This window comes from Pradoshia sp. Z3_51 (assembly GCF_058215915.1).
Genome location: NZ_JBZAJC010000002.1, coordinates 665,067 through 688,653, shown reverse-complemented (window position 1 = coordinate 688,653; position 23,587 = coordinate 665,067). Strand labels below are relative to the sequence as shown.

Annotated in this window: 23 protein-coding genes and 1 pseudogene; 10 read left to right on the top strand and 14 right to left on the bottom strand. The window is 38.0% G+C overall.

Annotation, left to right across the window (positions count from 1 at the left end; translation table 11 throughout):
- The first annotated feature begins 24 nt into the window (after nucleotides 1-24).
- Nucleotides 25-1,068, top strand: coding sequence for a DctP family TRAP transporter solute-binding subunit (locus tag AC4BHA_RS06950; protein WP_139891101.1), 1,044 nt, complete (start codon nucleotides 25-27; stop codon nucleotides 1,066-1,068).
- A gap of 213 nt (nucleotides 1,069-1,281) precedes the next feature.
- Nucleotides 1,282-2,559 (top strand): dicarboxylate/amino acid:cation symporter, encoded by a 1,278-nt coding sequence (locus AC4BHA_RS06945; protein ID WP_066104184.1) that lies wholly within the window; start codon nucleotides 1,282-1,284, stop codon nucleotides 2,557-2,559.
- A 247-nt stretch (nucleotides 2,560-2,806) separates the two neighbouring features.
- Here AC4BHA_RS06945 and AC4BHA_RS06940 read toward each other — a convergent pair whose 3' ends face one another.
- Genes AC4BHA_RS06940 through AC4BHA_RS06930 form a run of 3 tightly spaced genes read right to left on the bottom strand, consistent with a single transcriptional unit; the run spans nucleotide 2,807 to nucleotide 5,093 of the window.
- The gene (locus tag AC4BHA_RS06940; RefSeq protein WP_066104187.1) at nucleotides 2,807-3,175 is read right to left on the bottom strand and encodes a hypothetical protein; all 369 of its coding nucleotides are present in this window, start codon (nucleotides 3,173-3,175) and stop codon (nucleotides 2,807-2,809) included.
- Between the two features lie 13 nt (nucleotides 3,176-3,188).
- Nucleotides 3,189-4,268 (bottom strand): toxic anion resistance protein, encoded by a 1,080-nt coding sequence (locus AC4BHA_RS06935; RefSeq protein ID WP_066104191.1) that lies wholly within the window; start codon nucleotides 4,266-4,268, stop codon nucleotides 3,189-3,191.
- A 24-nt stretch (nucleotides 4,269-4,292) separates the two neighbouring features.
- Nucleotides 4,293-5,093, bottom strand: coding sequence for a hypothetical protein (locus tag AC4BHA_RS06930; RefSeq protein WP_066104194.1), 801 nt, complete (start codon nucleotides 5,091-5,093; stop codon nucleotides 4,293-4,295).
- Between the two features lie 379 nt (nucleotides 5,094-5,472).
- On the opposite strand from AC4BHA_RS06930, the gene AC4BHA_RS06925 reads away from it, so the two are divergent.
- Nucleotides 5,473-5,934: a PH domain-containing protein gene (locus AC4BHA_RS06925; protein WP_490558347.1), complete on the top strand. Its 462-nt coding sequence runs from the start codon at nucleotides 5,473-5,475 to the stop codon at nucleotides 5,932-5,934.
- Nucleotides 5,935-6,043: 109 nt separating this feature from the next.
- On the opposite strand, the gene AC4BHA_RS06920 is transcribed toward AC4BHA_RS06925, so the two are convergent.
- On the bottom strand, nucleotides 6,044-6,736 hold the full coding sequence (locus AC4BHA_RS06920) for a DUF1919 domain-containing protein (protein ID WP_139891103.1): 693 nt from the start codon (nucleotides 6,734-6,736) through the stop codon (nucleotides 6,044-6,046).
- Between the two features lie 283 nt (nucleotides 6,737-7,019).
- On the opposite strand from AC4BHA_RS06920, the gene AC4BHA_RS06915 reads away from it, so the two are divergent.
- The 5 genes from AC4BHA_RS06915 to AC4BHA_RS06895 all read left to right on the top strand — a co-directional run bounded on the left by AC4BHA_RS06915 (nucleotide 7,020) and on the right by AC4BHA_RS06895 (nucleotide 14,717).
- Nucleotides 7,020-9,959 carry an SH3 domain-containing protein gene (locus AC4BHA_RS06915; protein WP_490558346.1) on the top strand — a complete coding sequence of 980 codons (2,940 nt, stop codon included), beginning with the start codon at nucleotides 7,020-7,022 and terminating at the stop codon, nucleotides 9,957-9,959.
- 190 nt (nucleotides 9,960-10,149) lie between these two features.
- Nucleotides 10,150-10,422 (top strand): phospholipase A2 family protein, encoded by a 273-nt coding sequence (locus AC4BHA_RS06910; protein ID WP_139891105.1) that lies wholly within the window; start codon nucleotides 10,150-10,152, stop codon nucleotides 10,420-10,422.
- A 268-nt stretch (nucleotides 10,423-10,690) separates the two neighbouring features.
- Nucleotides 10,691-11,458: a YqjF family protein gene (locus AC4BHA_RS06905; protein WP_139891106.1), complete on the top strand. Its 768-nt coding sequence runs from the start codon at nucleotides 10,691-10,693 to the stop codon at nucleotides 11,456-11,458.
- 289 nt (nucleotides 11,459-11,747) lie between these two features.
- Nucleotides 11,748-11,906 carry a hypothetical protein gene (locus AC4BHA_RS06900; RefSeq protein WP_175354261.1) on the top strand — a complete coding sequence of 53 codons (159 nt, stop codon included), beginning with the start codon at nucleotides 11,748-11,750 and terminating at the stop codon, nucleotides 11,904-11,906.
- A gap of 429 nt (nucleotides 11,907-12,335) precedes the next feature.
- The gene (locus tag AC4BHA_RS06895; protein WP_490558345.1) at nucleotides 12,336-14,717 is read left to right on the top strand and encodes a DUF8508 domain-containing protein; all 2,382 of its coding nucleotides are present in this window, start codon (nucleotides 12,336-12,338) and stop codon (nucleotides 14,715-14,717) included.
- A 98-nt stretch (nucleotides 14,718-14,815) separates the two neighbouring features.
- Here the strand turns inward: AC4BHA_RS06895 and AC4BHA_RS06890 are convergent, their stop codons facing one another.
- The 6 genes from AC4BHA_RS06890 to AC4BHA_RS06865 form a co-directional block, all read right to left on the bottom strand.
- Entirely contained in the window at nucleotides 14,816-14,938 is a 123-nt protein-coding gene (locus AC4BHA_RS06890; protein WP_375138409.1) for a phage holin, read from the bottom strand.
- A gap of 167 nt (nucleotides 14,939-15,105) precedes the next feature.
- Nucleotides 15,106-15,486 (bottom strand): hypothetical protein, encoded by a 381-nt coding sequence (locus tag AC4BHA_RS06885; protein ID WP_139891108.1) that lies wholly within the window; start codon nucleotides 15,484-15,486, stop codon nucleotides 15,106-15,108.
- Between the two features lie 9 nt (nucleotides 15,487-15,495).
- The gene (locus tag AC4BHA_RS06880) at nucleotides 15,496-15,810 is read right to left on the bottom strand and encodes a hemolysin XhlA family protein (protein WP_066104219.1); all 315 of its coding nucleotides are present in this window, start codon (nucleotides 15,808-15,810) and stop codon (nucleotides 15,496-15,498) included.
- A 163-nt stretch (nucleotides 15,811-15,973) separates the two neighbouring features.
- Nucleotides 15,974-16,591 (bottom strand): glycoside hydrolase family 25 protein, encoded by a 618-nt coding sequence (locus AC4BHA_RS06875; protein ID WP_139891109.1) that lies wholly within the window; start codon nucleotides 16,589-16,591, stop codon nucleotides 15,974-15,976.
- A 290-nt stretch (nucleotides 16,592-16,881) separates the two neighbouring features.
- Nucleotides 16,882-17,004, bottom strand: a complete 123-nt coding sequence (locus AC4BHA_RS06870) for a hypothetical protein (protein WP_257468928.1) — start codon at nucleotides 17,002-17,004, stop codon at nucleotides 16,882-16,884.
- A 107-nt stretch (nucleotides 17,005-17,111) separates the two neighbouring features.
- Nucleotides 17,112-17,249, bottom strand: a complete 138-nt coding sequence (locus AC4BHA_RS06865; RefSeq protein ID WP_180349899.1) for a hypothetical protein — start codon at nucleotides 17,247-17,249, stop codon at nucleotides 17,112-17,114.
- 211 nt (nucleotides 17,250-17,460) lie between these two features.
- Here AC4BHA_RS06865 and AC4BHA_RS06860 point away from each other — a divergent pair.
- Nucleotides 17,461-17,693 (top strand): annotated as a pseudogene (locus AC4BHA_RS06860) (tyrosine-type recombinase/integrase); the annotation flags it as partial.
- 112 nt (nucleotides 17,694-17,805) lie between these two features.
- Here the strand turns inward: AC4BHA_RS06860 and glnA are convergent.
- From glnA to hflX, 4 genes are all read right to left on the bottom strand, one after another.
- Nucleotides 17,806-19,140, bottom strand: coding sequence for a type I glutamate--ammonia ligase (glnA, locus tag AC4BHA_RS06855; RefSeq protein ID WP_066104225.1), 1,335 nt, complete (start codon nucleotides 19,138-19,140; stop codon nucleotides 17,806-17,808).
- 46 nt (nucleotides 19,141-19,186) lie between these two features.
- Nucleotides 19,187-19,600, bottom strand: a complete 414-nt coding sequence (locus tag AC4BHA_RS06850; protein WP_066104229.1) for a MerR family transcriptional regulator — start codon at nucleotides 19,598-19,600, stop codon at nucleotides 19,187-19,189.
- 683 nt (nucleotides 19,601-20,283) lie between these two features.
- Nucleotides 20,284-21,549, bottom strand: a complete 1,266-nt coding sequence (locus tag AC4BHA_RS06845) for a methionine gamma-lyase family protein (RefSeq protein ID WP_139891110.1) — start codon at nucleotides 21,547-21,549, stop codon at nucleotides 20,284-20,286.
- Between the two features lie 15 nt (nucleotides 21,550-21,564).
- A complete protein-coding gene (gene hflX / locus AC4BHA_RS06840; protein WP_066104235.1) occupies nucleotides 21,565-22,815 on the bottom strand; it encodes a GTPase HflX in 1,251 nt (416 codons plus the stop codon).
- Nucleotides 22,816-22,960: 145 nt separating this feature from the next.
- Here hflX and AC4BHA_RS06835 point away from each other — a divergent pair, with 145 nt between their 5' ends.
- On the top strand, nucleotides 22,961-23,563 hold the full coding sequence (locus AC4BHA_RS06835; RefSeq protein ID WP_139891111.1) for a trimeric intracellular cation channel family protein: 603 nt from the start codon (nucleotides 22,961-22,963) through the stop codon (nucleotides 23,561-23,563).
- The last annotated feature ends 24 nt before the right edge of the window (nucleotides 23,564-23,587 follow it).

Below are 23,587 nucleotides of genomic sequence, written 5' to 3'. Positions count from 1 at the left end.
AGAATAATATGGCGGGGATATGATATGAAAAGTTTTTTAATAACAGCTGTTTCCATCATTGCCGTATTGGTGATATACATGGGGGTTCAGCATGATTTTGGGCAGAAAGCAAGCTTACCGCCTGATTTTGAACAAGAGGGCTTAAACGAACAAATTGTCATCAACTTTAGTCATGTTGTTGCCGAAAATACACCAAAAGGGCTCACCGCTGATAAATTTGCAACGCTAGTCGAGAAGAAGACTAACGGAGCTATCCAGGTAGAGGTATATCCAAACAGCACACTCTACTCAGATGGGGAGGAACTGCAAGCTTTGCAAAATGGCGATATCGAGATGATTGCTCCCTCCTTCTCAAAAGTGACAGATTGGATTCCCGAATGGCAAGTTCTCGATCTGCCGTATTTATTGAAGAATTATAAAGATATAGAAGAGATTTTCACAGGTCCCATAAAGGGAGAGCTATTAGGGATGCTTGATGAGTATGGTGTAAAGGGCTTGGCCTTTTGGAATAATGGATTTAAACAAATTACAACGGCCCATTCTCCTGTTAAACTGCCAGATAATCTTGAGGGACTTACTCTGCGTACCATGCCAAGTAACATGCTCAAAAGGCAGCTGAACCTTGTTGGTGCAGAGAACCGAAGCGCTTCCTTTGACCAGGTTTATAGTTTATTAGAAAGGGAGAAGCTTGACGGCCAAGAAAATACGATCTCTAACATTGATTCTAAGGGTTTCTATCAAGTGCAAGATCATATGATACTATCCAACCATGGTATTCTTGGATATGCAGTCATGATTAACAATGAGTTTTGGAACAGTCTTCCAAAGAATTTACAGCAGGCAGTCATCGAAGCAATGGACGAAGCGACAGCTTGGAACTTAACGCAATCCGAGCAAATGAACAGAGAATCCTTAGCGAAATTGGAAGCTTCCGCTGAGCTTGAAATCTATCATCTAAGTGACGAAGAATTACGGCAATGGCAGCAAACTTTCTTGCCACTGTATGATTACTATAAGACCCAATTCGACGAAAAACTATTAAAAAAGATTCAAGAGTCGATTGACTGATGAGGCCTTCCCCTACGGAAGGTCTTTCTTTTTCATATAGATTGGATGCTGATTAAAGAAATATGCTCATTCTTTCGATTAAGATAATTATCCTGGTGACCAAAAAGACCAAAAAGAACATTAAAACCATAATCCCACAATTCCTTCTTTATCCTTTAAGATAAACACAATAAATTGTAAGCGCTAACAATAAAACAGAAAGAAGGGTTGGCTTTGAAAATCTTTAAGAATCTAACTGTCCAAGTTGTCACCGGTATCATTTTAGGGATTATGGTAGGGGCAATTTTCCCTGAGTTCGGTGCCAGTTTAAAAATCCTTGCTGATTTATTCATAAAATTAATTAAAATGTTGATTGCTCCAATTATCTTTTTGACAGTAATCATTGGGATTGGAAGCATGGGCAACCTAAAGAAAATCGGGAAGATTGGCGGCAAGGCTTTATTGTATTTCGAAATTGTATCCACTCTTGCTTTAGCAATCGGTATTCTTGTCGTCAACTTTGTTCAGCCTGGAAGCGGGCTTAATACAGAGAATTTAAAAACTGGCGATGTATCTCAATATACGGCACAGGCTGCTGAATCGGATCAGGGCTTCGGAGCATTCATTCTGAACTTGATTCCTGAGAATGTTGTCGGCGCCCTTGCTTCAGGGGAACTGCTTCCGGTCTTGTTCTCAGCAATTCTATTCGGACTGGCTGCTGCTTCTGTCGGCGAAAGAGCCAAACCAGTCATCACCTTCTTTGAAATAATAGCTGATATATTCTTTAAGATTGTCAATATGGTTATGAAAATATCCCCTATCGCCGCGTTTGCCGCAATGGCCTATACAATCGGAAATTTCGGTCTTGGATCGCTTGTTTCACTCGGAAAATTGATGGGCTCTGTGTACCTCACTATGTTTTTATTCGTCGTCTTGGTCCTCGGCTCAATTGCAAAATATTACGGTTTTAATATCTTTAAGTTCATGGCCTATATTAAAGAAGAGATTCTGCTGGTTCTTGGTACATCATCTTCCGAATCTGCCCTGCCGGGAATGATGCGAAAGCTAGAAAACTACGGCTGTTCAAAGCAAGTCGTCGGTTTGGTCATCCCTACAGGGTACTCCTTCAACCTTGATGGTACATCTATATATCTATCAATGGCCGCCATCTTTATCGCCCAGGCCTATGGGATTGATTTGACCATCTGGCAAGAACTGACCTTGCTTGGCATATTGATGCTAACCTCAAAAGGCGCTGCAGGGGTGACAGGATCCGGCTTTATCACACTGGCCGCCACTTTGGCTGCCTTCCCAATGATTCCGGTAGAAGGAATGGCGTTATTAATTGGTGTCGATCGTTTCATGTCTGAAGCACGTGCAATTACGAACCTAATTGGCAACGGTGTGGCAACTGTTGTTGTTTCTAAATCAGAGAAAGAATTCAATGCGGATTTTGTGCCTGATGAACAACCAAAGAGGTATGATGCCACTTCTCCTGCAGACAATCTATAAAACAAGAGAAAGACAAGCCGTGCCTCCATCTGCCAGCTTGTCTTTCTTTTTAAATACTTTTTCTAATTTTCCATTCATATACGGATGATCAACCTGTGATACTTATTATTTTTCATTTTCAGGTTAATTTAATTATTGCTCTTAATCCATACCTGAGAAGATAGCTGCATAATGAAAAGACTGCCTATCTGACGTCCCGTCTCTGAAGAACAGTTAAATAAAAAAAAACGCCGAATCAATCGGCGTTTCAGTAGTATATTCGATTTCCTTTTTCCTTCTGCTTTTTATAATACTTGTCGTATGCAACCAATGTTAAGACTGCTAGGATGGGATAACACAGTACCATGGAGTTGTATGAAGTGTATCCTGCAAAATTAAAATGGAATAGCAGGAAACCAATCGTATTAATGACAAGCAACCTCATTTTCAATGAATGGTTTTCTTTCATTTTCATAAAGAATAAGCCAAATAAAAGAATTGTAATCCCGATGGACATGGAAATATAGGAACCCAGGAACATTCCGAATGAATCAAAGAATACCACTGGTATCAATCCACTAAACATCACGGTCAAATAACAGGTTAGCAGCAAGAGAGAATATCTAACATATTGCATGGTTTCTTCCCCCTTATTGATTTAATAACTTCGTTTTCATTTCTCTGTTCATATCATCCAGCTTCGTTACAAACTCTTTACTGCTGGCGATAATCCTTCTGCTGGATGCTTCCTGGGTCTCAATAGCAGAATAAATATCCTGGTAAGCCTTTTGAAGCTTTTCAATCGAGATAGATGGATTCTCCAGGAGCTTCGTTGTTTTTTCTGTGTTTTCTTTTAGCATTTGCGCGTTTGCCAAAATCATGTTTTCTGTAGCTTCATTTACGTCATTGATTGCTGTAATGATTCTTTCCTGATTTTGCAGTGCCAAATGAATAGCAGATGTAACGGGAGCTAAGTTCTTAGTCGTATCAATTGCATTCCGAATGGCTTCTTTCAATTTATCATTATTTTTCTTGATAATATCAACAGAAGCAAGGGATTGCTGTAGCACATTTACCATAGAGCTCATATTCTTTGTTCGCACAATAATTTTCTCCTGTGCCTCCATGACAAGCTGCTGCTTATTCTGCCATTCTGGATCGTTCTTTTTATCCTCAATCATTTGGAAAAGATGCTGACCCATATAGATTTGTTTATCTAAGAGATAAATTTTTTCATGGACATCTTTTTTGATGACATCAAGCTCAGCATTATCCTCCTGAAGCATATCTCTTCCTCTAAGTAAGGACTGGACGATTTCATCAATATTCTTTTCCACTGTTTGATACTTGGCAATAAACTTTTCATTTGAACTCTTGCGCAAAAACTTCGGAACAATCTTTGCTATTCCTTTTGTCTGATAGGCATTTGGATTTAGGTCAGAAACCGCCTCGCGAAGCTTGAGCAGATTAGTTGGTATATCGTGATTGTCCTTGTTGTCCATCATGTCTTTGACTGGTCTGCGAAGACTGTTTAATGATTCCCCAGCCATACGTTGCTCATTGCCGCCGAAATTGCTTAAATGCTCTAGGACGGAGTCAATATTATGTGCATCCGTGTCAGATATTTTTTTGACGACCTGAGTTGCTTCATCATTTAATTTTTTCATATCTTCGGGATTTATGAATGATTGAATCGCTGTTTCATCAAATTCCCTATTTTGTTCACTCATCGGTTTTCCACCTCTTGTCCGACATTATTTTTCGTATCTTTGATCGATTGTAGTCAATGTTTTCTTTAAGTCAAATTCCCTTGTATTGTCAATATGTCTGCGAATTTGTGTAATTCGCTCCTGTATGATAATCAGTCGATTTAATGTATCATGTTCATACTTTTCTTGTTGTTTGGATTCCAATTGACTAAAGTCAGCTATCAGCTTTCGTAAATCTTTAATTATTGTCTCCTTAACCTGATGCTCATAATCAACATCAGAGATGAGATCCACATGCTCCAGTAAATAACCCAGGCTTGGGATAATTTGAGTAAAGGCATGATCAATCGGTGATGAGAGATAGTTTCTTTTTCTCGCATCTTCCAGCTCGTTTATAAGAGCAGTAAAGTTATTGTTATTTTGATATATCATTTTCATTTTTTCCGGCTGAAAACTCATAATGGCCCATCTTAAAAACAGGTCAATCTTTTCTAGATCGCTTTCTTTCTTTAATAACTGTTCAGAGATTTTCTTTTCTGTATAAACTCTCGATCTTGTATCGTATCGAACATCAAGTAAAGGCTGTTTGGTTTTAGCTTTTTGCGCATTAATCGTAATGTAATCCGGTCCAGCCAAGATAGATAGTATATTTGAATCCAATTCATATACATAATGGGCATAACGATCATCCAATTGAGTGCATACAAACTGGTCTTTTTGATTTTTACCTGCTATTCGCTTCATCACATTTGCCAAACGTTCCTGTTTTGGTCCTGCTGGTTTTGCGTCCTGCAGAAAAACTACAGCTGTAGCTCCTACCAATCCAAGAAGGATCATATAGAACATAAACAGTCACCCCTTTCTAAGGCAATTTTACCATACTATACATACGAACAAACAGACAGATAGTTTCAAAAAACATTGGTAATTTTCATTTCCTGTAGCACTTTTATCAAAAATAATGGATATCTCAAGAAAAACTATATTTATATATTATTTCTTTCCCTAAGCGAATATCTTAATTTAAAATTTCAGAATAGAAACTATTTTACACACCTAAAATATGGATTGTTTTGGTAAAATACAAATTGAAAGCTGACCCAAATCGTAAAACGGCCAATCGACGGCGAATTTCCATTAATTCACCTGTTAATTTAAAGGGTAAATCACATCTACATACGTACCACCAAGAAAGTATAAATTCAAACGAATAGAGGATGATAGCATGTATTTTTCATCAAAAAGAGACTTATGGATAACCGCTACCATTTGGTTATTCGCATTTATTTTTATTCTTTCACCCATTTTCTTTCCAGACCTTGGTGTTTGGATGACCCCTGAGTTCTTAGACAAGCAATGGATTAAAATCGTACTCTTAGTACCAGTTGGTTTTTGTTTAATGTGGATATGGCTTAAAACGGGATATACAATTGCGGAAAATCTCCTCACCATACACTACGGTCCATTTAAGAAGGAAATTAAGATTGATACGATTAGTAGTATAAGAAAAACCAGAAATCCTTTTACAGATCCTGTCCAATCTATGAATAAAATAGAAATTAATTTTACAGGATTTAATACGATTGCCATTTCACCAAAAAACCAAACTGAATTTGTTCGTCAATTATTAAAGCAAAATCCACATATAAAAACGGATTACCATTTTGAAAATCGTACGGAGAGTTAGGATAAGAATTAATAGATTAGCCTTTTTAAGTGCAATCTGCCTGCAGCGTCGGTCTAATACCATGAGCACATAAAAAACACCGGAAAACACCGGTGTTTTAATTAATTATCTATTTGTTGTCGATTAGCTTAAAAGGAAAATGCAGTTCAAAATTGGCTTTTCTTTTTTCAGGCTCTTTCTTAATCACTTCCCCTGTATTCAGCCAAGATGCTACATCAAAGTATTTCTTATAATCCGTTAGCTCATTTTGTAATTTGGTTTCTATGTGTTGATTTGAAAAACAAATCACATTGTCTAAATGTCCCATTGGCCTAGCCGTAAAACAGACTTTGTTTTTTAAAGGCAACTGATTGAACGTTTCAATACATTCTTTTCTGCACTGATACTGATCGCTGAATTTAAAAAACAACTGATCCCAATTTATGCGTTTAACTCTTTCATTCCAGTCATTTAATGCTGTCTGTTTATACTTATAGGAATAGAAATGGATCTCCACTTTCTGGTCCAACAGCCCAATGGGATAGATATCCGTTATTCCATCATATTTTGAATGGAGTGTAAATTTAAGGGGAGATTTCATATAATGCTCAAAGTTAGATAAAAGCTCAATATAGTCCGGTGCAAATATGAACATTCCAATAAATGGAGAGTTGTATTCCATACCTAAATCATCGTATACTTTCTTGCCCCAATCATTGTCTGAGACAATCGTGAAATGACTGTTTTTCACTTTCTTTTTCATATCCAGATGAAAACAATAACTAGATATCTTTTTCGTTATTTTTTGTAGATAACCTTCCATTTTATCTCCCCCTTTCTACATTATTATTACCTTTATTCCTTTTTTTAATGAAAAAATAACATCTAAATTATGGAATCTTACATTTCTCGCTAAAGATTTCCCAAATTATGCCGATATGTGATATAGCACCCTCTATGACATTTTATGATGGAGACATTTTTTAGTTACTCATTTTATCCTTAAATTTGTTTGGGATTGATTTAACTGGTCTTTGCAGTTGTCTGACAAAAATATATGCCATACAGCCTTGTAAAACTGAGGGAGAATAAAGGAGGATGTACATTTGCAAAATCAAAAGGCAAGCCATAAGCCATTGGTCTATAAGGGTACAACACTTTTATTATCTGCAGGATTTATCCTATATAGCGGGGATACATCATTAAAATTATTGGACACCAAAAAGGCAGAAGCATCTAGTGTTACGTATTACGAAACCACTTCTAATTTAAATTTACGAGTCAGTAATTCTACTAAAAGCACTGTACTCTTAACCATCCCTAAAGGGGAAAAGATTAGCTACCTTGCAAAAAGTGGTTCTTGGTTCAAAGTGAAATTTAACAATCGCACAGGATGGGTCAATAATAAATATGTGAAGAAAGCTGAAAATATTACTTCTAGTAAAGCAATTGTGTCTGGCTATCAAACTACAGCTAATCTTAATTTACGATCCAAAGCGTCAACCAATGGGAAAATCCTGAAAACCATACCTAAAGGGAAAACCCTAACCTATATTTCCACTAGCGGTTCTTGGATTAAAGTAAAATATCAAACTACTACGGGCTGGGTTAGTTCAGATTATGTAAAAAAAATAAATGAGAAAGCTAAGGTTGAACCTGCTGTGGTGAAATCTGCTGTTGTTACCAGCAGTTCATCAGCCTACACAACGAAAGCTAACCTTAATTTACGATCATCCGCTTCAACAAAAGGAGCTATTTTAACGACGATTCCTAAAGGGAAATCCGTTACTTATGTTTCCAAAAGCGGTTCATGGTTCAAAGTAAAATATGGCGGTAAAACCGGTTGGGTCAGCTCCAGTTATTTAAAAGCTAACTCAGCTGCTGCTAAACCAACGAGCAGCACCCCTTCCGCTGTGGCAAAACCACAGCAAGAGGTTACGTACCAAGCAACAGCTAATTTAAATTTACGATCCTCTTCTTCCACAAAAGGATCTATTCTTACGACGATTCCTAAAGGGAAATCCGTTACTTATGTTTCTAAGAGCGGTTCATGGTTCAAGGTGAAATATAGCGGTAAAACCGGTTGGGTCAGCTCCAGTTATTTAAAAGCTAACTCAGCTGCTGCTAAACCAACAAACGGTACAGGCACACCATCTACCGTGGCAAAACCACAGCAAGAGGTGAAGTATCAAGCGACAGCAAATTTAAATTTACGTTCTTCTGCTTCAACGAAAGGATCCATTTTAACGACAATTCCTAAAGGGAAATCTGTTACTTATGTTTCCAAGAGTGGTTCTTGGTTCAAGGTGAAATATAGCGGTAAAACTGGTTGGGTCAGCTCCAGTTATTTAAAAGGTGTTACACCGGTTAAAAATGAGAGTCCCTCCCCTTCTGTTGAAAAACCAAAGGCGAATTTGACTTATCAAACTACTGCTAAACTGAATCTAAGAACTGAGGCTTCTACCCAGGGGTCTGTATTAACGCTTATACCAAAAGGAGAGAAAGTTACCTATCTATCAAAAAACAGTTTTTGGTTTAAGGTGAAGTATGGAAACAAAACAGGTTGGGTCAGCTCTGAATTCCTAAAGGAAACAACTGAAGATAAAAAAGAGGAAGTAAAGAATAAAGAGATTTATACGACAACTGCTAATTTGAAGTTTCGAATTTCAGGCTCTACCAGTGCAACAGTCATTACTACTATACCTAAAGGAAAGCAGGTTACGTATTTATCCAAAAAAGGGGCATGGTATAAGGTTTCCTTTAACTCACTTACAGGCTGGGTCAACTCATCCTACCTGGTAAAAGGAGCATCTACCTCCGATTCCTCTAATCCAATCAGTTCAGATTCCTATGTAACAATGGATTTAAGGACAAAATCATCCGTAACAGCTGCTCAGATTAATACGTATATTGCGAAAAATGCAACCTCCTCCAACAGTGTTCTATATAACAGGGGAAGCATATTTATTGATGCAGCAAACAAGTATGGCGTGAACGCTTTGTATCTTGCAGCACATGCCATTCATGAGAGCAATTTCGGTAAATCGACTATATCATTGGCAAAAAATAATCTGTTTGGTTACGGAGCCTACGATGCAGCTCCATTCGTGGGTGCTGTCAAATTTAATACAATCAAATCAAATATTGAATTTATTGCTCAAATGATGAAAGCAACGTATTTAAATGAAGGATACTGGTCCTATAAAGGTGCTTATCTTGGTTCTACCGTTAAAGATAGTAATGGGAATAGAATCGACAGCCTAAGCAGCGGGATGAATTTTTATTATGCGACCGATTCAAATTGGGGAAAAGCGATTGCCAAACATATGTCGGCAATGCTTGATTACAGTAACGAGGGTGCAAAAAATGCCACCCCGAATAAAAAGGTGCCAAGCAGACCCTCTTATCCTGATGCAAAAGATGTCTTTCCTACCGGTACTCTTGCTGTAGCCCATAAAACAATTAATCTGACATCAGCAGATAACACAGGTTCAACCGTTTATCAGACAACTTCAAACCTAAATTTGCGATCAAGTGCTTCAACAGATGGTTCTATTCTGCTCACCATTCCTAATGGGAAAACGATAACCTATCTTAGTGCAAGTGGTAGCTGGTGTAAGGTTCAATATAACGGAAAAACCGGCTGGGTCAGTTCTGAATATGTCACAAAAACAAACTCAGGATCTTCTGTCAGCATTCAAGCAGGAGAAACCTTTAATTTACTAGAAAAACATAACAATGAGTCTTTAAAAGTAAAATACAAAGGGAAAATGTATTATACATCCAGTTTTGGATTAAGCAGTTATTATAAATACATGTCCGTTAAAAATCTGGCGCGTGTGGATGCTACATCCTTAAATGTCCGTTCTGCTGCGAATACAGGCAGCAGTATAGTCGGTACCCTATCTAATTATCAATATATTGAGCTATCGGTTGATTCAAAAAACAATCCGGAAACCAGCAATGGATGGTATAAAGTGAAACTTTCAAATGGTACACAAGGATGGGTTTCCGGAATGCATATTATCCGTGAATTGAATAAATAATAGATTGTGAGATTGTCATATCTTAGTTTTTAGCCCAAAGATTCACTCTGGGCTTTTTTCTATAAGGATATATTTGTTTTGTCACAACAGCCCATTAGAAAACAAAAGGAAACATTCACTATTTATCCGCCCTTACGTTTTGTCCGACTCCTCATATATTAATTATAAAGATTTATATGGAGGTGGAAGTATGCAAAGAAGAAGAAGACGTGCAGGCAAAGGACTATGTTATCCAGGATATAATTGGTGCGGTCCTGGCTGTTCCGGTCCATGGGGACCTACTAATCAAGTAGACTCATGCTGCAAGAAACATGATGACTGTTATAAGAGATTTGGACCCACCAAACAGTGTGACGAGATGCTGTTAAACTGCCTTCAATCACAAATAAATCCTCGAACAAAAATGGGACGAGATGCTCGATTGTTTTACAATGTCATGCGCCTTAGGTATGATCTCCGATAATTTAATCAGAAACTATAAAAAGCCTCTCAAATCTTTTTGATTAGAGAGGTCTTTATTTTTACCTATACATTACATCAGTACTATTAGATCTGGAAATTTTCTATTTAACTCCATATTTCCCTCAGCTATAATCACTCTTAAATATTATGTAAATTGCATTCCCTCTTGTTCTATTCTTTTTATTATGCCGTGTTGCTTTATCGGAATGTTTAATATCTATATATATGGGCAAAACATTTAATATACCTAGAGAAATGAGGCGGAATTTATGTATTTTGAGTTGAAAGAAACGAAACATCGCCCTTTCCCTTTACCGAAATCACCGTGGGTACTGACCCAGGTATGGAATGATATGCTATTTTTACATTATCAAATAGATCCCACCCTTCTCCGTCCATATGTGCCGGAGGAATTGGAGATTGATTTATATGAAGGAAAAGCATGGATTTCGATTATTCCCTTTAAGATAACTAAAATGAGAGCAAGAGGGCTTCCACATTTTCCATATCTTCATACTTATTTAGAGCTGAATGTACGTACATATGTTAAATACAAGGGTGTTCCTGGTATTTATTTTTTTAGTTTGGATGCTGATAAACTATTAGCCGTCTTGGGAGCACAAGTGGGCTTGGGCCTACCTTATAAAAAAGCACATATGTACTTTCAACAAGATAGGGATCAATTTTATTTTCAAAGTGTACGAGAAAGCAGTAAACAAACCTATCAACTCGATGTTCATTATGAGCGTAAACAGATTTTATACGAACCCCTGCCGGACTCTTTGGATTTTTGGTTATTAGAACGATACAGTATGTATAGTATTTGGGGCGATTTAATCATACGCGGAGATATTCATCACGATCAATGGAAAGTAAGTATGGTTCATGCGCATATTTCAACTAATACTATGCTCGACTTTTTAGGAGATGAAACACTCGATCCTGCACCACAGCATATGCATTACTCGAGAAGAAAGCGATTTTTATTTTTCCCTCCAAAAATTGTGGGCAAAATTAAACACTCCACAGACAAATAATCTATACAATAGGTGTAATCTCGACTATATTATGTTAAACGAAAATATACTCTCTTTAGTCTGGTTAGATAAAAGTATTTAACTGAATTCTTCTTAATTCATTCTCCCTTTTATCATACCCATCAGTTGGGTAAATGATTGCTACCATAACTTACTCCTATCTTTTCGGTAAATTGGCTTTCTTTTGACTTCTTAATAATATTAAAATGTAAACTCCTATTAATCTATTCGTAACATTGTAACTATATAATGGTACTATAATAGTTTTCCAGAAGGATAGATGCTAAAAATGGACATAAAAGAGCCAACGAAAAAAACGAATTCAATAACCATACCTCCGGTGATTAAAGATTATATCGGAAATAAAACTACATTAGAAGATTTAGAGCAACTGAAGCATTTGGTTGCAAAAAGATATGCTGAACTTAAAGTACCCCGTCTCGATTAACGGGGTTTTTTATTTGCCTACATTCAACCTCTATTCATACTTTTCCTACTTAGTGTTTTCTCTTCATTTTTTCTATAATTCTTACCCCGTATTTTCCTATCCTAGTTCATCAAATCTGCACCCTTAACTTCATTAAGATGTTAATCTAATGAAAATAAAAAGCTCTCTCCTAGGCTCATTCTGGCTATAGTATTCTCTCAGCCCTATATTTAATAGAAGAAACTCGATATTTTTTACTAAACGATATTTCTAACTTCAAAAAATTGAGGATTCAGAGTCAATACCTTTCTAAAAAACAATAGAATCATGACTTTTTACTTATATTGACTATAACTTTCAATTGAAAGATGAATCTAACCACCCTGTACTAATTGCCCTCTTTTTTGTAGTATATGGGAGAAATGATAGAAATTTAAAGGAGAGTGTCGAATGTCAAAATCCAATATTAATCGTTTCTTCGTCCCAGCCTTTCTCGTGTTCCTGCTCCTCTTATCGTTCATTCCTGCGGTAACACCCAAGGCAGATGGACCAATTACTGTAACAGAGGCAATAGCAAACAATACAGGCAATGCTACTGTTGAAGGCTATATCGTTGCCCATACGACAGGAAATAATAGCTACAATTTTGAAGCACCATTCAGCAGTGATTTTAATATTGCGCTAGCTGATTCACCCAATGAAACGGATAAAGAAAAACTGCTTCCTATCCAGCTCCCGGCTAAATTCCGAGCAGAATTTGGGCTTCAGTCTAATCCATCCATCATCGGGAGTAAAATTCACGTTACTGGAAATCTTGAGGCTTACTATACAGTGCCTGGATTAAAATCACCTACCTCCATTGTTTTTGCAGAAGAACATGATCCAACTCCGAAAGCTGCCGCTGCTGCGAGCTCAGTCTCTCCAGGACCAGTATCAGCTGGAACAGCTATTTCCTTAACTACAGAGACGGAAAACGCAACCATCTACTACACAACAAATGGGATGGAACCTACCATAGACAGCGAAGTGTACACGACCCCTATCATCATCGCAGAAAACACGACAATTAAAGCAATCGTCGTAGCAGACGGCTATAAAAACAGTGATATTGTATCACTAGCCTATTACATTGCCACTAGCGGTTTACAGATACATGACATTCAAGGTGCCGAGCACCACTCTCCATATCAGGATCAATATGTGGCAGATGTTGAAGGCATCGTAACTTATATTGCCGATGCTAACAACTTTTACATGCAATCTCTAACGCCTGATAAAAACCCTGCCACCTCAGAAGGCATACTTGTCTATAAAAGAAACCATGCTGCACAAGTTGGTAATACCATTAAAGCAAGCGGTCAGGTTAAAGAATGGGTACTTGAAGGTTATGCAGAAAAATTAACAACGGATTTACCGGTTACAGAAATCAATGCTACTAACATTACGATTGTAAATGACTCACAACCGCTCCCTAAGCCGATTGAGATTAGCCCGCTTAAAGGACAGCCAACACGAATCATCGATAACGACCAGTTCAGCAAGTTTGATCCATATCAGGACGGGATTGATTATTACGAGAGCCTAGAGGGAATGCTCGTAAACATTAAACAGCCGAAGGTTATTGCACCGCAGGATTATGGCGAACTATATGTAGTGTCAAAATATACTTTACTCAACACCCTGGCAAAAGGCTTGAGGATTTCAGAAAACGATTATAACCCTGAGCGACTCATCATTGATACTGGTGATTCAAGCTTTGTTACCAAGACAGGCGATTCATTTACTGGAGATATTCATGGTGTTGTAAGTTATGGTTTCAGCAATTACCGAATCTTATCTGATAAAGAAAATTTACCAGAGCTTAAAAACGGTAGCCTGAAACAAGAGGTAACGAAATTTAAGCAACATGCCAAAAAACTGACAGTCGCTTCCTATAACGTAGAAAATTTCTCCCCGAAGGAAAGCGACGAGAAAACTACTAAACTTGCAAAAGCCATTACTGACAATTTAAATCAGCCTGATATCATTGGACTTACTGAAATACAGGATAATGATGGTGCCACAAATAGCGGTAATACAGATGCAAGTGCAAGCTATCAAACATTGATTGATAAAATCAAAGAGTTGGGCGGTCCTTCTTATTCATTCACAGATATTGCGCCGGTTAATAATCAAGACGGAGGCGCTCCTGGAGCGAATATTCGCGTTGGATTTTTATATAACCCAGAGCGAGTGTCACTCACTCCTGCTCCAAAAGGCAGTGCGAATGAAGCAGTCAGCTATGAAGATGGCAAACTGACAGCTAATCCAGGACGAATTGATCCTGAAAATCCTGCTTTCGATAGTAGTCGTAAGCCTTTAGCTGCCCAATTCACCTTTAATGGGAAGGATGTTATCGTCATCGCTAACCATTTTAATTCAAAAGGCGGAGATCAGCCGCTCTTTGGAAAAAACCAGCCGGCTATATTGTCTAGTGAGGAGCAGCGCATTAGCATAGCAAATGTGGTGAATCAATTTGTAAAAGAAATCCAGTCCAAGAACAAGAATGCCAATATTATTGCTCTCGGAGACTTAAATGACTTTGAATTTACAGATACACTCAAAACACTGAAGGGAAGGGAACTGACGAATATGATTGATTTGATTCCCTCAATTGACCGCTATACGTATGCCTATCAAGGAAATTTACAAGTGCTAGACCATATCCTTGTTTCGAAACCACTAACATTGCGTACAGCTGTTGATATCGTTCACATCAACGCTGCCTTCATGGAAGAACACGGACGGGCAAGTGATCATGACCCTGTATTAATCCAAACCATGCTAAAATAATGCTCAATAAATTCTTGAGAAGGCGGTCCTAAAAGGATTGCCTTCTCTTCTTTTATGTAAGGCAGAGTTTTGAGATGATACGTCTTAGGTAACGCATATTATGAACACAAGAAACCCAATGGTACATATACATCGGGTTTGTCATCTCTTGGCACTTCATAAGTCAAGGCTTGTCTACTGTCTCCTATTCCTTTAATGGTCGGATCCTGAACAATACCAATCCAGCTAAAATAACCACAAAAATCAAAACTAATTGTGGTGTATCATCTTCTGCGACAGACGGCATGACTCCTATTAAACCGAGCAACTTATATATAAAGCTGGTGACTAAAGTAGCAAATGCAATAATAAGATTGGGTTTTTAAAACGTACTTTCCAATTCATTCTATCACTCCATTAACTTAGTATGCCTAACTTCAAATATATTTAAAAGGCTGAATGCTGACAGTAAAAAGAAAATCCCTGCCCCCCAATTTAAGGACATTTCACTCGTGGCATAAGAAACAGCAATGATTAAATAAATTAAGGCGGATAACCCTAACCCAAACTTTCTCATTACATAACTATTAATAACCAGCCCAATAACCTTAATGGTAGCTGCAGAAAAGAAAATGAGAGCAAACAATGTCTCGCTTCCCAACTGACTTAAAGTTCCATATAACTCTGGCAATTGCTGAAACATATCATTGTTGAACATACATACCATAGCAAGGTAATAGCTCAATATACTAACTAGTGCCTCAAAATATGGTATAGACCTTTTCATCATCCACCCTCCTTAGTTCAGTTTTTGTATAGCAAACACAATAAAACCGATAACCGCTGGAATAGTTCCACCTATAACGGCAGCGGTCACAGTTCTTCTTAACCATACAGTATCTCCTTTAATGTCTTTTAGGGTTTCTAAAATACCAGCAATCTGTTGATCGTGTACAATTTGTGTACTACGCATTTGGTCCAACCGATCCTCCTGCTTGTCCATCCGGAGTTCATGTTTTTCAAAACGCACGTCCTGTTTATCAAATTGCCCTTCCGTCTGACGCTTGTACTCTTTGAACTCTTCTAACATATTCATCACCAACTGTTTTAACATGTAACCTTCACCCTCATCATATGCGAAGAATCTTTCTTTTGTGCCATAATTAGACTTTGTAACTATCATTTAATGTCTGAATAGTTGGCCAAGAGAATGGCTCACTTTACACGAGCATCACTTTAGGCAAAAAAAGAGGACTCCAACTAGAAGTCCCCTCATACTATGTGATTTGATCATACTTACCCGTGAAATAACTCAATGGTTTATTACTTATAATTGCATTCAAGTCTACATTACCAGCATATCCATCTACTATTCCTTTGTCTGTAAACTGCCATAAGTCGCAAACATAGTCAGGTTTCCTGCTACTTGCTCGCATGCCATTGTTACGCCCATAAGAAGGTATCCAAACAGCATCAAAGTCTCTTATATCGATATTAAAGGATTTATAAAGATGATTGGCAATATATATCCCTACTTTCTTCACCCCAAGAGCTCTCAATTTCTTTGCATAGACCTTAACCCCTGCTCTCATATCTTTCATGCTCTTCTCCTCAACGTCAAGCCAGTAAACAGGCGGGCTAAATTCTTTAGTCCGGTTATAAAAATCAGTAGCCTCTTTCTCCATATCAGAGATCGAAATACCTCTTACCCACGCATAGGCATTAGTTGGTACACCACGCTTATTAAATTCCTTGTGATGAGTTTTATAATGTCTGTCGATTGTAGAAGATCCATACTGAGTACGAACAATAACTAAATCCACTTCCTTGGCTAGTTTGTCATAATTTATAGATGATGGTGGCTGGTGATGTGAAATATCTATAATTTTCCCCATTTTTATCAGTACCCCCTTTTATTAGAATATATAAAAAGAGCCCTGGAGGACACTTAAAATAAATTAAACGGCAACTATAGTTTTTGACAGAGGCGAGCAATTTTGCTGGGCATAAAAACTGACTCGCTTTTTTATATTAAATCCTTAAATGGTAAGACTTCTCCCCTTCCCTTAAGGGATTGTGTGCACTATATTGGCCGAGCATACACCTGGATTCTGCTTGCCGTTTTTTATCCAACTAAGGCGATCTATAAAGGGCTTTTCGCTATGTCCTTCACAAAGTGGATGGGCTAATTTTTTCTCGCTATAACAGCAAACTTCTCTTTAGAGTGTATTCTTAGTTGTTTCTCCAGAAATTCATCCGCTTCCGGTTCCCATGGAATTCTAGCATCAGTTTTCCATGTGTATCTCATTTTTATCGCCTCCTACTTTTATAATATCAGTCAGAGGAGATTTATTAATAAGAGGTAAAAAGGTTTTATAAAAAAGAGGACTTCCAGAGTGGAAAGTCCCTTTAATTTTAAATTTTCAGCTTTTCTAATTCGTTTAATTTTAAATGCAAAAGAAGAATTTTTTGATTCACTTCCTTAGATGATTCCACATGTTGAAGCAAATAGCGTAACCGCATGGTGTGGAAAATACACAAAAGTTTCTTCATATATAATCATCCTTTATCCGACTTACGTTAATAATAGCGTTGGTATATAACTTCAACAAGAGGCTCAAGATGCGGTTCATTTGTCATATACAAATAAGAGGAATCCCACTTAGGAACCCTCTTATTTATTCTTCTCATGTTACCGCATAGTATGTTCCAATTATACTTTAAATCCACGAAACCTTTCGCACAGGATATTCATTTCCTGTAACTATTTAATGCTATGGAACGAATCCATAAAAGAGCCGGATTGCCAAAGATACAATTCACGCTTTAAGGCATACTCATGCTGTTCTACTTCTAGAATCAGGAGCTTCGATGAAATACATCCAAGTACGATTGGGTCATGGATCCATTCAGATCACCGCAGATGTGTACTCTCGCGTCTCTAAGAAAATCGAAAAAGATACTATGGAGAAATTTGAAGATTTCACAAAAAGTTAAAATGTTTAGAGGCGGGGCAAAAGCGGGGTGAAAATTTGGACAAGCTAAAAACATGTGATTGCCCCACCAAATAAAAAACCCTTGACGCTAGCAGTGTCAAGGGTTTCAGCTATTAATACATTTGAAGATATTGTTCTCTCTCCCATGGATGAACTTGGGTTCTAAACATATCCCATTCAATCTCTTTTGCTTCTACAAAGTGTTCCAGGATATGATCACCTAGACCATTCATGATGACTGGGTTTTTTTGTAATTCTACTAACGCTTGATATAATGTAGACGGAAGATCTTTAATACCTTCTTCAGCACGTTCTTGTGCAGACATTACATAGATATTACGGTCAATTGGCGCCGGAGCTTTTTTCTGATTTCTAATGCCATCAAGACCAGCGCTAAGTAATACCGCCATAGCTAGGTATGGATTTGCAGTTGGGTCAACAGAACGTACCTCAACACGTGTGCTCAATCCACGGGAAGCCGGAATACGGATTAGTGGGCTACGGTTACGAGCAGACCATGCAACATAACAAGGTGCTTCGTATCCAGGAACTAGACGTTTGTATGAGTTAACTGTTGGATTTGTTACTGCCGTGAACGCAGGCGCATGCTCAATGATACCAGCAATGAATTGATGAGCTGTCTCGCTCAATTCGATATTTCCTTTTGTATCGTAGAAAGCATTCTTTCCATCAGAGAATAAAGATAAGTTCATGTGCATACCGGAACCATTCACACCGAACAGTGGTTTTGCCATGAAAGTTGCGTGCAAGCCATGTTTACGAGCAATTGTTTTTACTACCAATTTGAACGTTTGGATTTGGTCACATGCTGTAATCGCATCAGCATATTTAAAATCAATCTCATGTTGTCCTGGAGCTACCTCATGGTGGGAAGCTTCAATTTCAAATCCCATCTCTTCTAGCTCAAGAACGATATCGCGACGGCAATTTTCACCTAAATCTGTAGGAGCAAGGTCAAAGTATCCGCCTTTATCATTTAACTCCAAAGTTGGTTCCCCTGCTTGATCCAATTTGAATAAGAAGAATTCTGGTTCAGGCCCAAGATTGAAATCTGTGAAACCTAGCTCTTTCATTTCCTCTAACACACGTTTTAAATTAGCACGTGGGTCACCTGAGAAAGGTGTGCCATCCGGATTGTAAATATCGCAGATTAAACGAGCCACTTTTCCTTTTTCAGCAGTCCAAGGAAAAATTACCCATGTATCAAGATCTGGATATAAAAGCATATCAGATTCTTCGATACGAACGAACCCTTCAATGGATGAACCATCAAACATCATTTTATTTTCTAATGCTTTATCAAGCTGACTTACTGGAATTTCTACGTTTTTAATTGTTCCCAGAATGTCGGTAAATTGTAATCGAATAAATTTCACATTTTCATCTTTAGCTAACTTTCTAATATCATCCGCAGTGTATTTCCCCATCTTCCTTTTTCCTCCTTAAATAATAAAGCTTTTTATATTTTAATTTTTAATTAAAAAACCGATGCATATCACCAGATTGGTTGCTGCCTCTCGTTGTAAAGCGGCCAGCCTTCAAAATTTCATCACGCAATAATTTTCTTAATTGCGCATTGGTCAATTCTGGTTTTGTTTCTTCTTTAGAATGTTCATCTTTAGCAATTATTTCAGTTTCATTATAAATAGAAGGTTCAAGAATTTTTTTAATCCCAGCCATATTTATGCCTTGATCAAGCAATTCTTTAATTTCCAAAAGACGATCAATATCGTTTAACGAAAACATCCTTCGATTACCCTCTGTTCTGGCTGGATAAACCAATTTGTGTTCTTCATAATAACGGATTTGACGTGCAGTTAAATCGGTCAGCTGCATGACAATACTCATTGGAAAAAGTGGCATGGTTCTTCTGATGTTACCGCTCACCACTACATCCTCCTTCAATACCTCTTCTTGATATTGTTAGTTTATGCCATGTAAACTTCTTTGTCAATCATATGTAAGGTTTTCTGACATGGAATCTCTGGAGTAATGTATCATTTTAACTGCTTTACTTCTTTTACCCCAAACTCAGACAATTAACCTATTAATTTATAAATAAAAGCAACAAGCTGGTCCTTATTTTGAATTTCACATAAAAAAGCACTTCTATTTACACATTAATTCAACTCTTTTCCACTAAAAAGTATACCTACCTCTATGGAGCAAATACACCAAGATACAGAAAAGATATTGCACAGACACACTAGAGGTGTATAGAAGATGCAGGAAAGCCACGGTATCCTACGCCTATCTTACATCTATCAAACACCTTTAATTAGGAATAGGTGTAACAAAGATGTAGCATAGCATCTATTCAGCACCTTCCAGACACCTTTGACCCCGCATAGGTGCGGCATAGGTGTGCCATGGGTGCAGCATAACACCTATCCTCCACCCTTCAGACACCTATGCTATGCGATGCCATTCAATAAACAGCTAATATGATATAGATAAACAGAGTTCACTTTGAATCCCACTCTGCAAATAATCGGTTACTTGTAACTCACACTGACCATTTTTACTAATAAAAAACTCCCCTATTCCAAAAATAAGGGAGTTATTATTAGTTACTTTATTAATCCTTTTTCAATCATCTGATCAATTGCTTTGCAAATGGCTATTTTAACATGGGAGTACGTTAGTCCGCCCTGTACAAAAGCGGTATATGGCGGTCTTAACGGACCGTCAGCGGTTAATTCGATACTCGCTCCCTGAATAAACGTTCCGGCAGCCATGATTACATCATCCTCATATCCTGGCATATAAGCAGGATATGGTGTTACATGAGAGTTAATTGGTGAAGCAAACTGAATCTGCTGACAGAACAGCACCATCTTATCTCTGTCATGAAATTGGACTGATTGAATGAGATCTGTTCTTGGTTCGTTCCATGTAGGTGAAGGGTTAAATCCCCATTTTTCTAGCATGGCAGCTGTAAAGATTGCTCCTTTTAAGGATTGTCCAACAACATGCGGAGCCAAGAAGAATCCTTGGTACATTTCTAATAAACTGTACAAGGAAGCACCCGCTTCAGCACCAATACCCGGTGTTGTTAAACGATATGCGCATCGTTCTACCAAATCAGCTCTACCGGCAATATAACCACCCGTTTTCGCTAAACCGCCGCCAGGATTTTTAATTAAGGAACCAGCCATTAGGTCCGCACCAACCTCAGTAGGCTCCATTTTCTCAGCAAACTCTCCATAGCAGTTATCAACAAAGACAACGACATCCTGTTTGATAGCTTTTACAAACTGAATCATTTCCTTGATTTCTGCAATTTTAAATGATGGGCGGTTATCATAGCCTTTTGAGCGTTGAATTCCAATTACCTTCGTATTTGGTTTAATGGCTTTTGCTACTGCATCAAAGTCAACATACCCATCTTCCTTTAAAGCGACAGATTGATAGGATATTTGATATTCCTTTAAGGATCCTATACCACTTCCGCGTATGCCAACAATCTCTTCAAGCGTGTCATATGGCTTTCCAGTGATGTATAAAAGCTCATCTCCAGGGCGTAACACGCCGAATAAGGAAGTTGAAATAGCATGTGTTCCAGATATGATTTGCGGGCGGACAAGTGCCGCTTCGGCTCCAAATACATGAGCAAACACCTTTTCCAATGTATCTCTTCCCATATCATCATACCCATAACCTGTTGATGGATTAAAATGGGCATCACTAACCTGATTTTCCTGGAAGGCTTTCAATACCTTCGCTGTATTAAAGTCTACATTTTCTTCAATTTCTAAAAATCTTTCAGCAATCATTTTTTCAGTTTCCTGAACAGTTTCTTTAATTCTCTCACCGTTCTTTAATTGTTCAAACATGTTGCATTCCTACTCCTACTCATAATTTTTAATAATTCCCATGATTGCATGGTCTGCTAAAGCAAGTCCCTTTAGATGATAGGTCTCATTGCTTTCATGAAACTCGGTTGATTTAACGATTGTCTCATCCTTTAACCGGGCTATAATTTTCCCTTCATTAGCTGGAATCATTACGGAATATGGTTCCATAAAGCTTTCAACCAATTTTTCCATTTCTAAAAGGAGTTGTTGAATCCCTTCATCCTGACGAGCAGATATATGAATGGATTTTTCCTTGGATGTCGGTACAAATTCAGAATGGGCGGCATCTTTTTTGTTATAGACAATCAATTGAGGAATATCCTCAGCACCCAAATCCTCGATAATTTTTTGAACGGTCTTCTCATGATTATAAGCATCAGGATGAGAAGAATCCACTACATGTAAAATGGCATCGGATTCTGTCACTTCTTCAAGCGTGGATCTAAATGCCGCAACAAGGGAGGTAGGTAAATCCTGAATAAATCCAACAGTATCACTGATAAGGACCTTGTATCCAGATGGAAGAAGACATTCCCTGGTCATCGGATCAAGGGTAGCGAACAGTTGATTTTCCTCATAAGAATCCGCTTCAGCCAGACGGTTAAACAAGGTTGATTTACCGGCATTCGTATAGCCAGCCAATGCAATTTGGAAACGATTATTTCGTTTTCTGCGCGCTCTGTAACGTTCCCTATGCTTAACAACTGAATCCAACTGCCTTTTGATCTCATCCAAGCGACGTCGAATGTGGCGTCTGTCAGATTCCAGTTTGGTTTCCCCCGGTCCCCTCGTTCCAATACCGCCGCCGAGTCTTGATAATTCAGTACCTTGCCCCGCCAATCTTGGCAGCATATATTGCAATTGGGCTAACTCTACTTGCATTTGACCTTCGCGAGAACGCGCACGTTGAGCAAAAATATCTAAAATCAACTGGGTACGGTCAACGATTCTAGTTCCCAGCTCTTTACCTAGATTTCGTATTTGACTAGGAGACAATTCATCGTTAAAGATTACGACATCCGGTTCTAGCTCTTCAACTAATGCAATAAGCTCCTCGACTTTCCCTTTCCCGATATATGTAGCAGGATGAGGCTTAACTCTCTTTTGAGACACTAATACAAGAGCCTGCCCTCCGGCAGTTTCCGTTAGTGATTCAAGTTCCTCCATAGAGGATTCAAATCGACTGTCATCAATATCTTCTCGCTGACAACCAACTAGTATAGCTTTTTCATATGTTTCTTCCATTATGTCACTTCCCTCAATAGTTCACTATTCTTCTTATCATACCAAAAAAATCACCCGTTCCAAACACTGTATTCAAATGATATGATAAATTAGCCAGATTTTAAATGATTATTTGAATTTTATTTAAGGAGAAAAAGAAAAAAGTATGACATGGGATGTATTAAGCATTATCGGAACAATCGCTTTTGCGATTAGCGGAGCCTTAGTGGCAACAGAAGAGGAATATGACTTATTTGGCCTTTATTTACTCGGATTTGTAACAGCCTTTGGGGGAGGTGCCATTCGCAATTTGCTGCTCGGGATCCCAATAATCCATATTTGGGAACAAAACGGATTATTTTTTATCGCATTCATTTCTATAACTATTGTTTGTTTATTTCAGCATTCGCTTTTAAAGCATTGGAACAGGTGGGGGAATTTTTTTGACGCTATCGGTTTAAGCGCATTCGCTGTACAGGGCGCTTTACTAGCAACGGAAATGAACTTACCGCTTATTGCGGTTGTATTTGCTGCTATCCTGACAGGAAGTGGCGGCGGTATCGTACGAGATGTCCTCGCAGGCAGGAAGCCAATACTGTTAAGATCTGAGATTTACGCAATTTGGGCAGGTATTGCAGGTCTCTTAATCGGCCTCGGAGCGATGACATCCAACCTTGAATTATACCTTTTATTTATTATTATTACCTTTTTACGAATGCTTTCTTATCTATACGAATGGCATTTACCTGTTGTTAAAAGAAGTTACTGATTAAGAGTTACTACATAAATATCC

Coding starts and splice junctions, on each gene's coding strand:
- AC4BHA_RS06905 (WP_139891106.1), top strand. CDS start 10,691: ATGTATTTTGAGTTGAAAGAAACGAAACATCGCCCTTTCCCTTTACCG.
- AC4BHA_RS06845 (WP_139891110.1), bottom strand. CDS start 21,549: ATGTTTGAACAATTAAAGAACGGTGAGAGAATTAAAGAAACTGTTCAG.
- AC4BHA_RS06935 (WP_066104191.1), bottom strand. CDS start 4,268: ATGAGTGAACAAAATAGGGAATTTGATGAAACAGCGATTCAATCATTC.
- glnA (WP_066104225.1), bottom strand. CDS start 19,140: ATGGGGAAATACACTGCGGATGATATTAGAAAGTTAGCTAAAGATGAA.
- AC4BHA_RS06950 (WP_139891101.1), top strand. CDS start 25: ATGAAAAGTTTTTTAATAACAGCTGTTTCCATCATTGCCGTATTGGTG.
- hflX (WP_066104235.1), bottom strand. CDS start 22,815: ATGGAAGAAACATATGAAAAAGCTATACTAGTTGGTTGTCAGCGAGAA.
- AC4BHA_RS06895 (WP_490558345.1), top strand. CDS start 12,336: ATGTCAAAATCCAATATTAATCGTTTCTTCGTCCCAGCCTTTCTCGTG.
- AC4BHA_RS06910 (WP_139891105.1), top strand. CDS start 10,150: ATGCAAAGAAGAAGAAGACGTGCAGGCAAAGGACTATGTTATCCAGGA.
- AC4BHA_RS06870 (WP_257468928.1), bottom strand. CDS start 17,004: ATGAGATACACATGGAAAACTGATGCTAGAATTCCATGGGAACCGGAA.
- AC4BHA_RS06900 (WP_175354261.1), top strand. CDS start 11,748: ATGGACATAAAAGAGCCAACGAAAAAAACGAATTCAATAACCATACCT.
- AC4BHA_RS06835 (WP_139891111.1), top strand. CDS start 22,961: ATGACATGGGATGTATTAAGCATTATCGGAACAATCGCTTTTGCGATT.
- AC4BHA_RS06930 (WP_066104194.1), bottom strand. CDS start 5,093: ATGTTCTATATGATCCTTCTTGGATTGGTAGGAGCTACAGCTGTAGTT.
- AC4BHA_RS06880 (WP_066104219.1), bottom strand. CDS start 15,810: ATGTTAAAACAGTTGGTGATGAATATGTTAGAAGAGTTCAAAGAGTAC.
- AC4BHA_RS06875 (WP_139891109.1), bottom strand. CDS start 16,591: ATGGGGAAAATTATAGATATTTCACATCACCAGCCACCATCATCTATA.
- AC4BHA_RS06865 (WP_180349899.1), bottom strand. CDS start 17,249: ATGAAGAAACTTTTGTGTATTTTCCACACCATGCGGTTACGCTATTTG.
- AC4BHA_RS06940 (WP_066104187.1), bottom strand. CDS start 3,175: ATGCAATATGTTAGATATTCTCTCTTGCTGCTAACCTGTTATTTGACC.
- AC4BHA_RS06885 (WP_139891108.1), bottom strand. CDS start 15,486: ATGATGAAAAGGTCTATACCATATTTTGAGGCACTAGTTAGTATATTG.
- AC4BHA_RS06920 (WP_139891103.1), bottom strand. CDS start 6,736: ATGGAAGGTTATCTACAAAAAATAACGAAAAAGATATCTAGTTATTGT.
- AC4BHA_RS06925 (WP_490558347.1), top strand. CDS start 5,473: ATGTATTTTTCATCAAAAAGAGACTTATGGATAACCGCTACCATTTGG.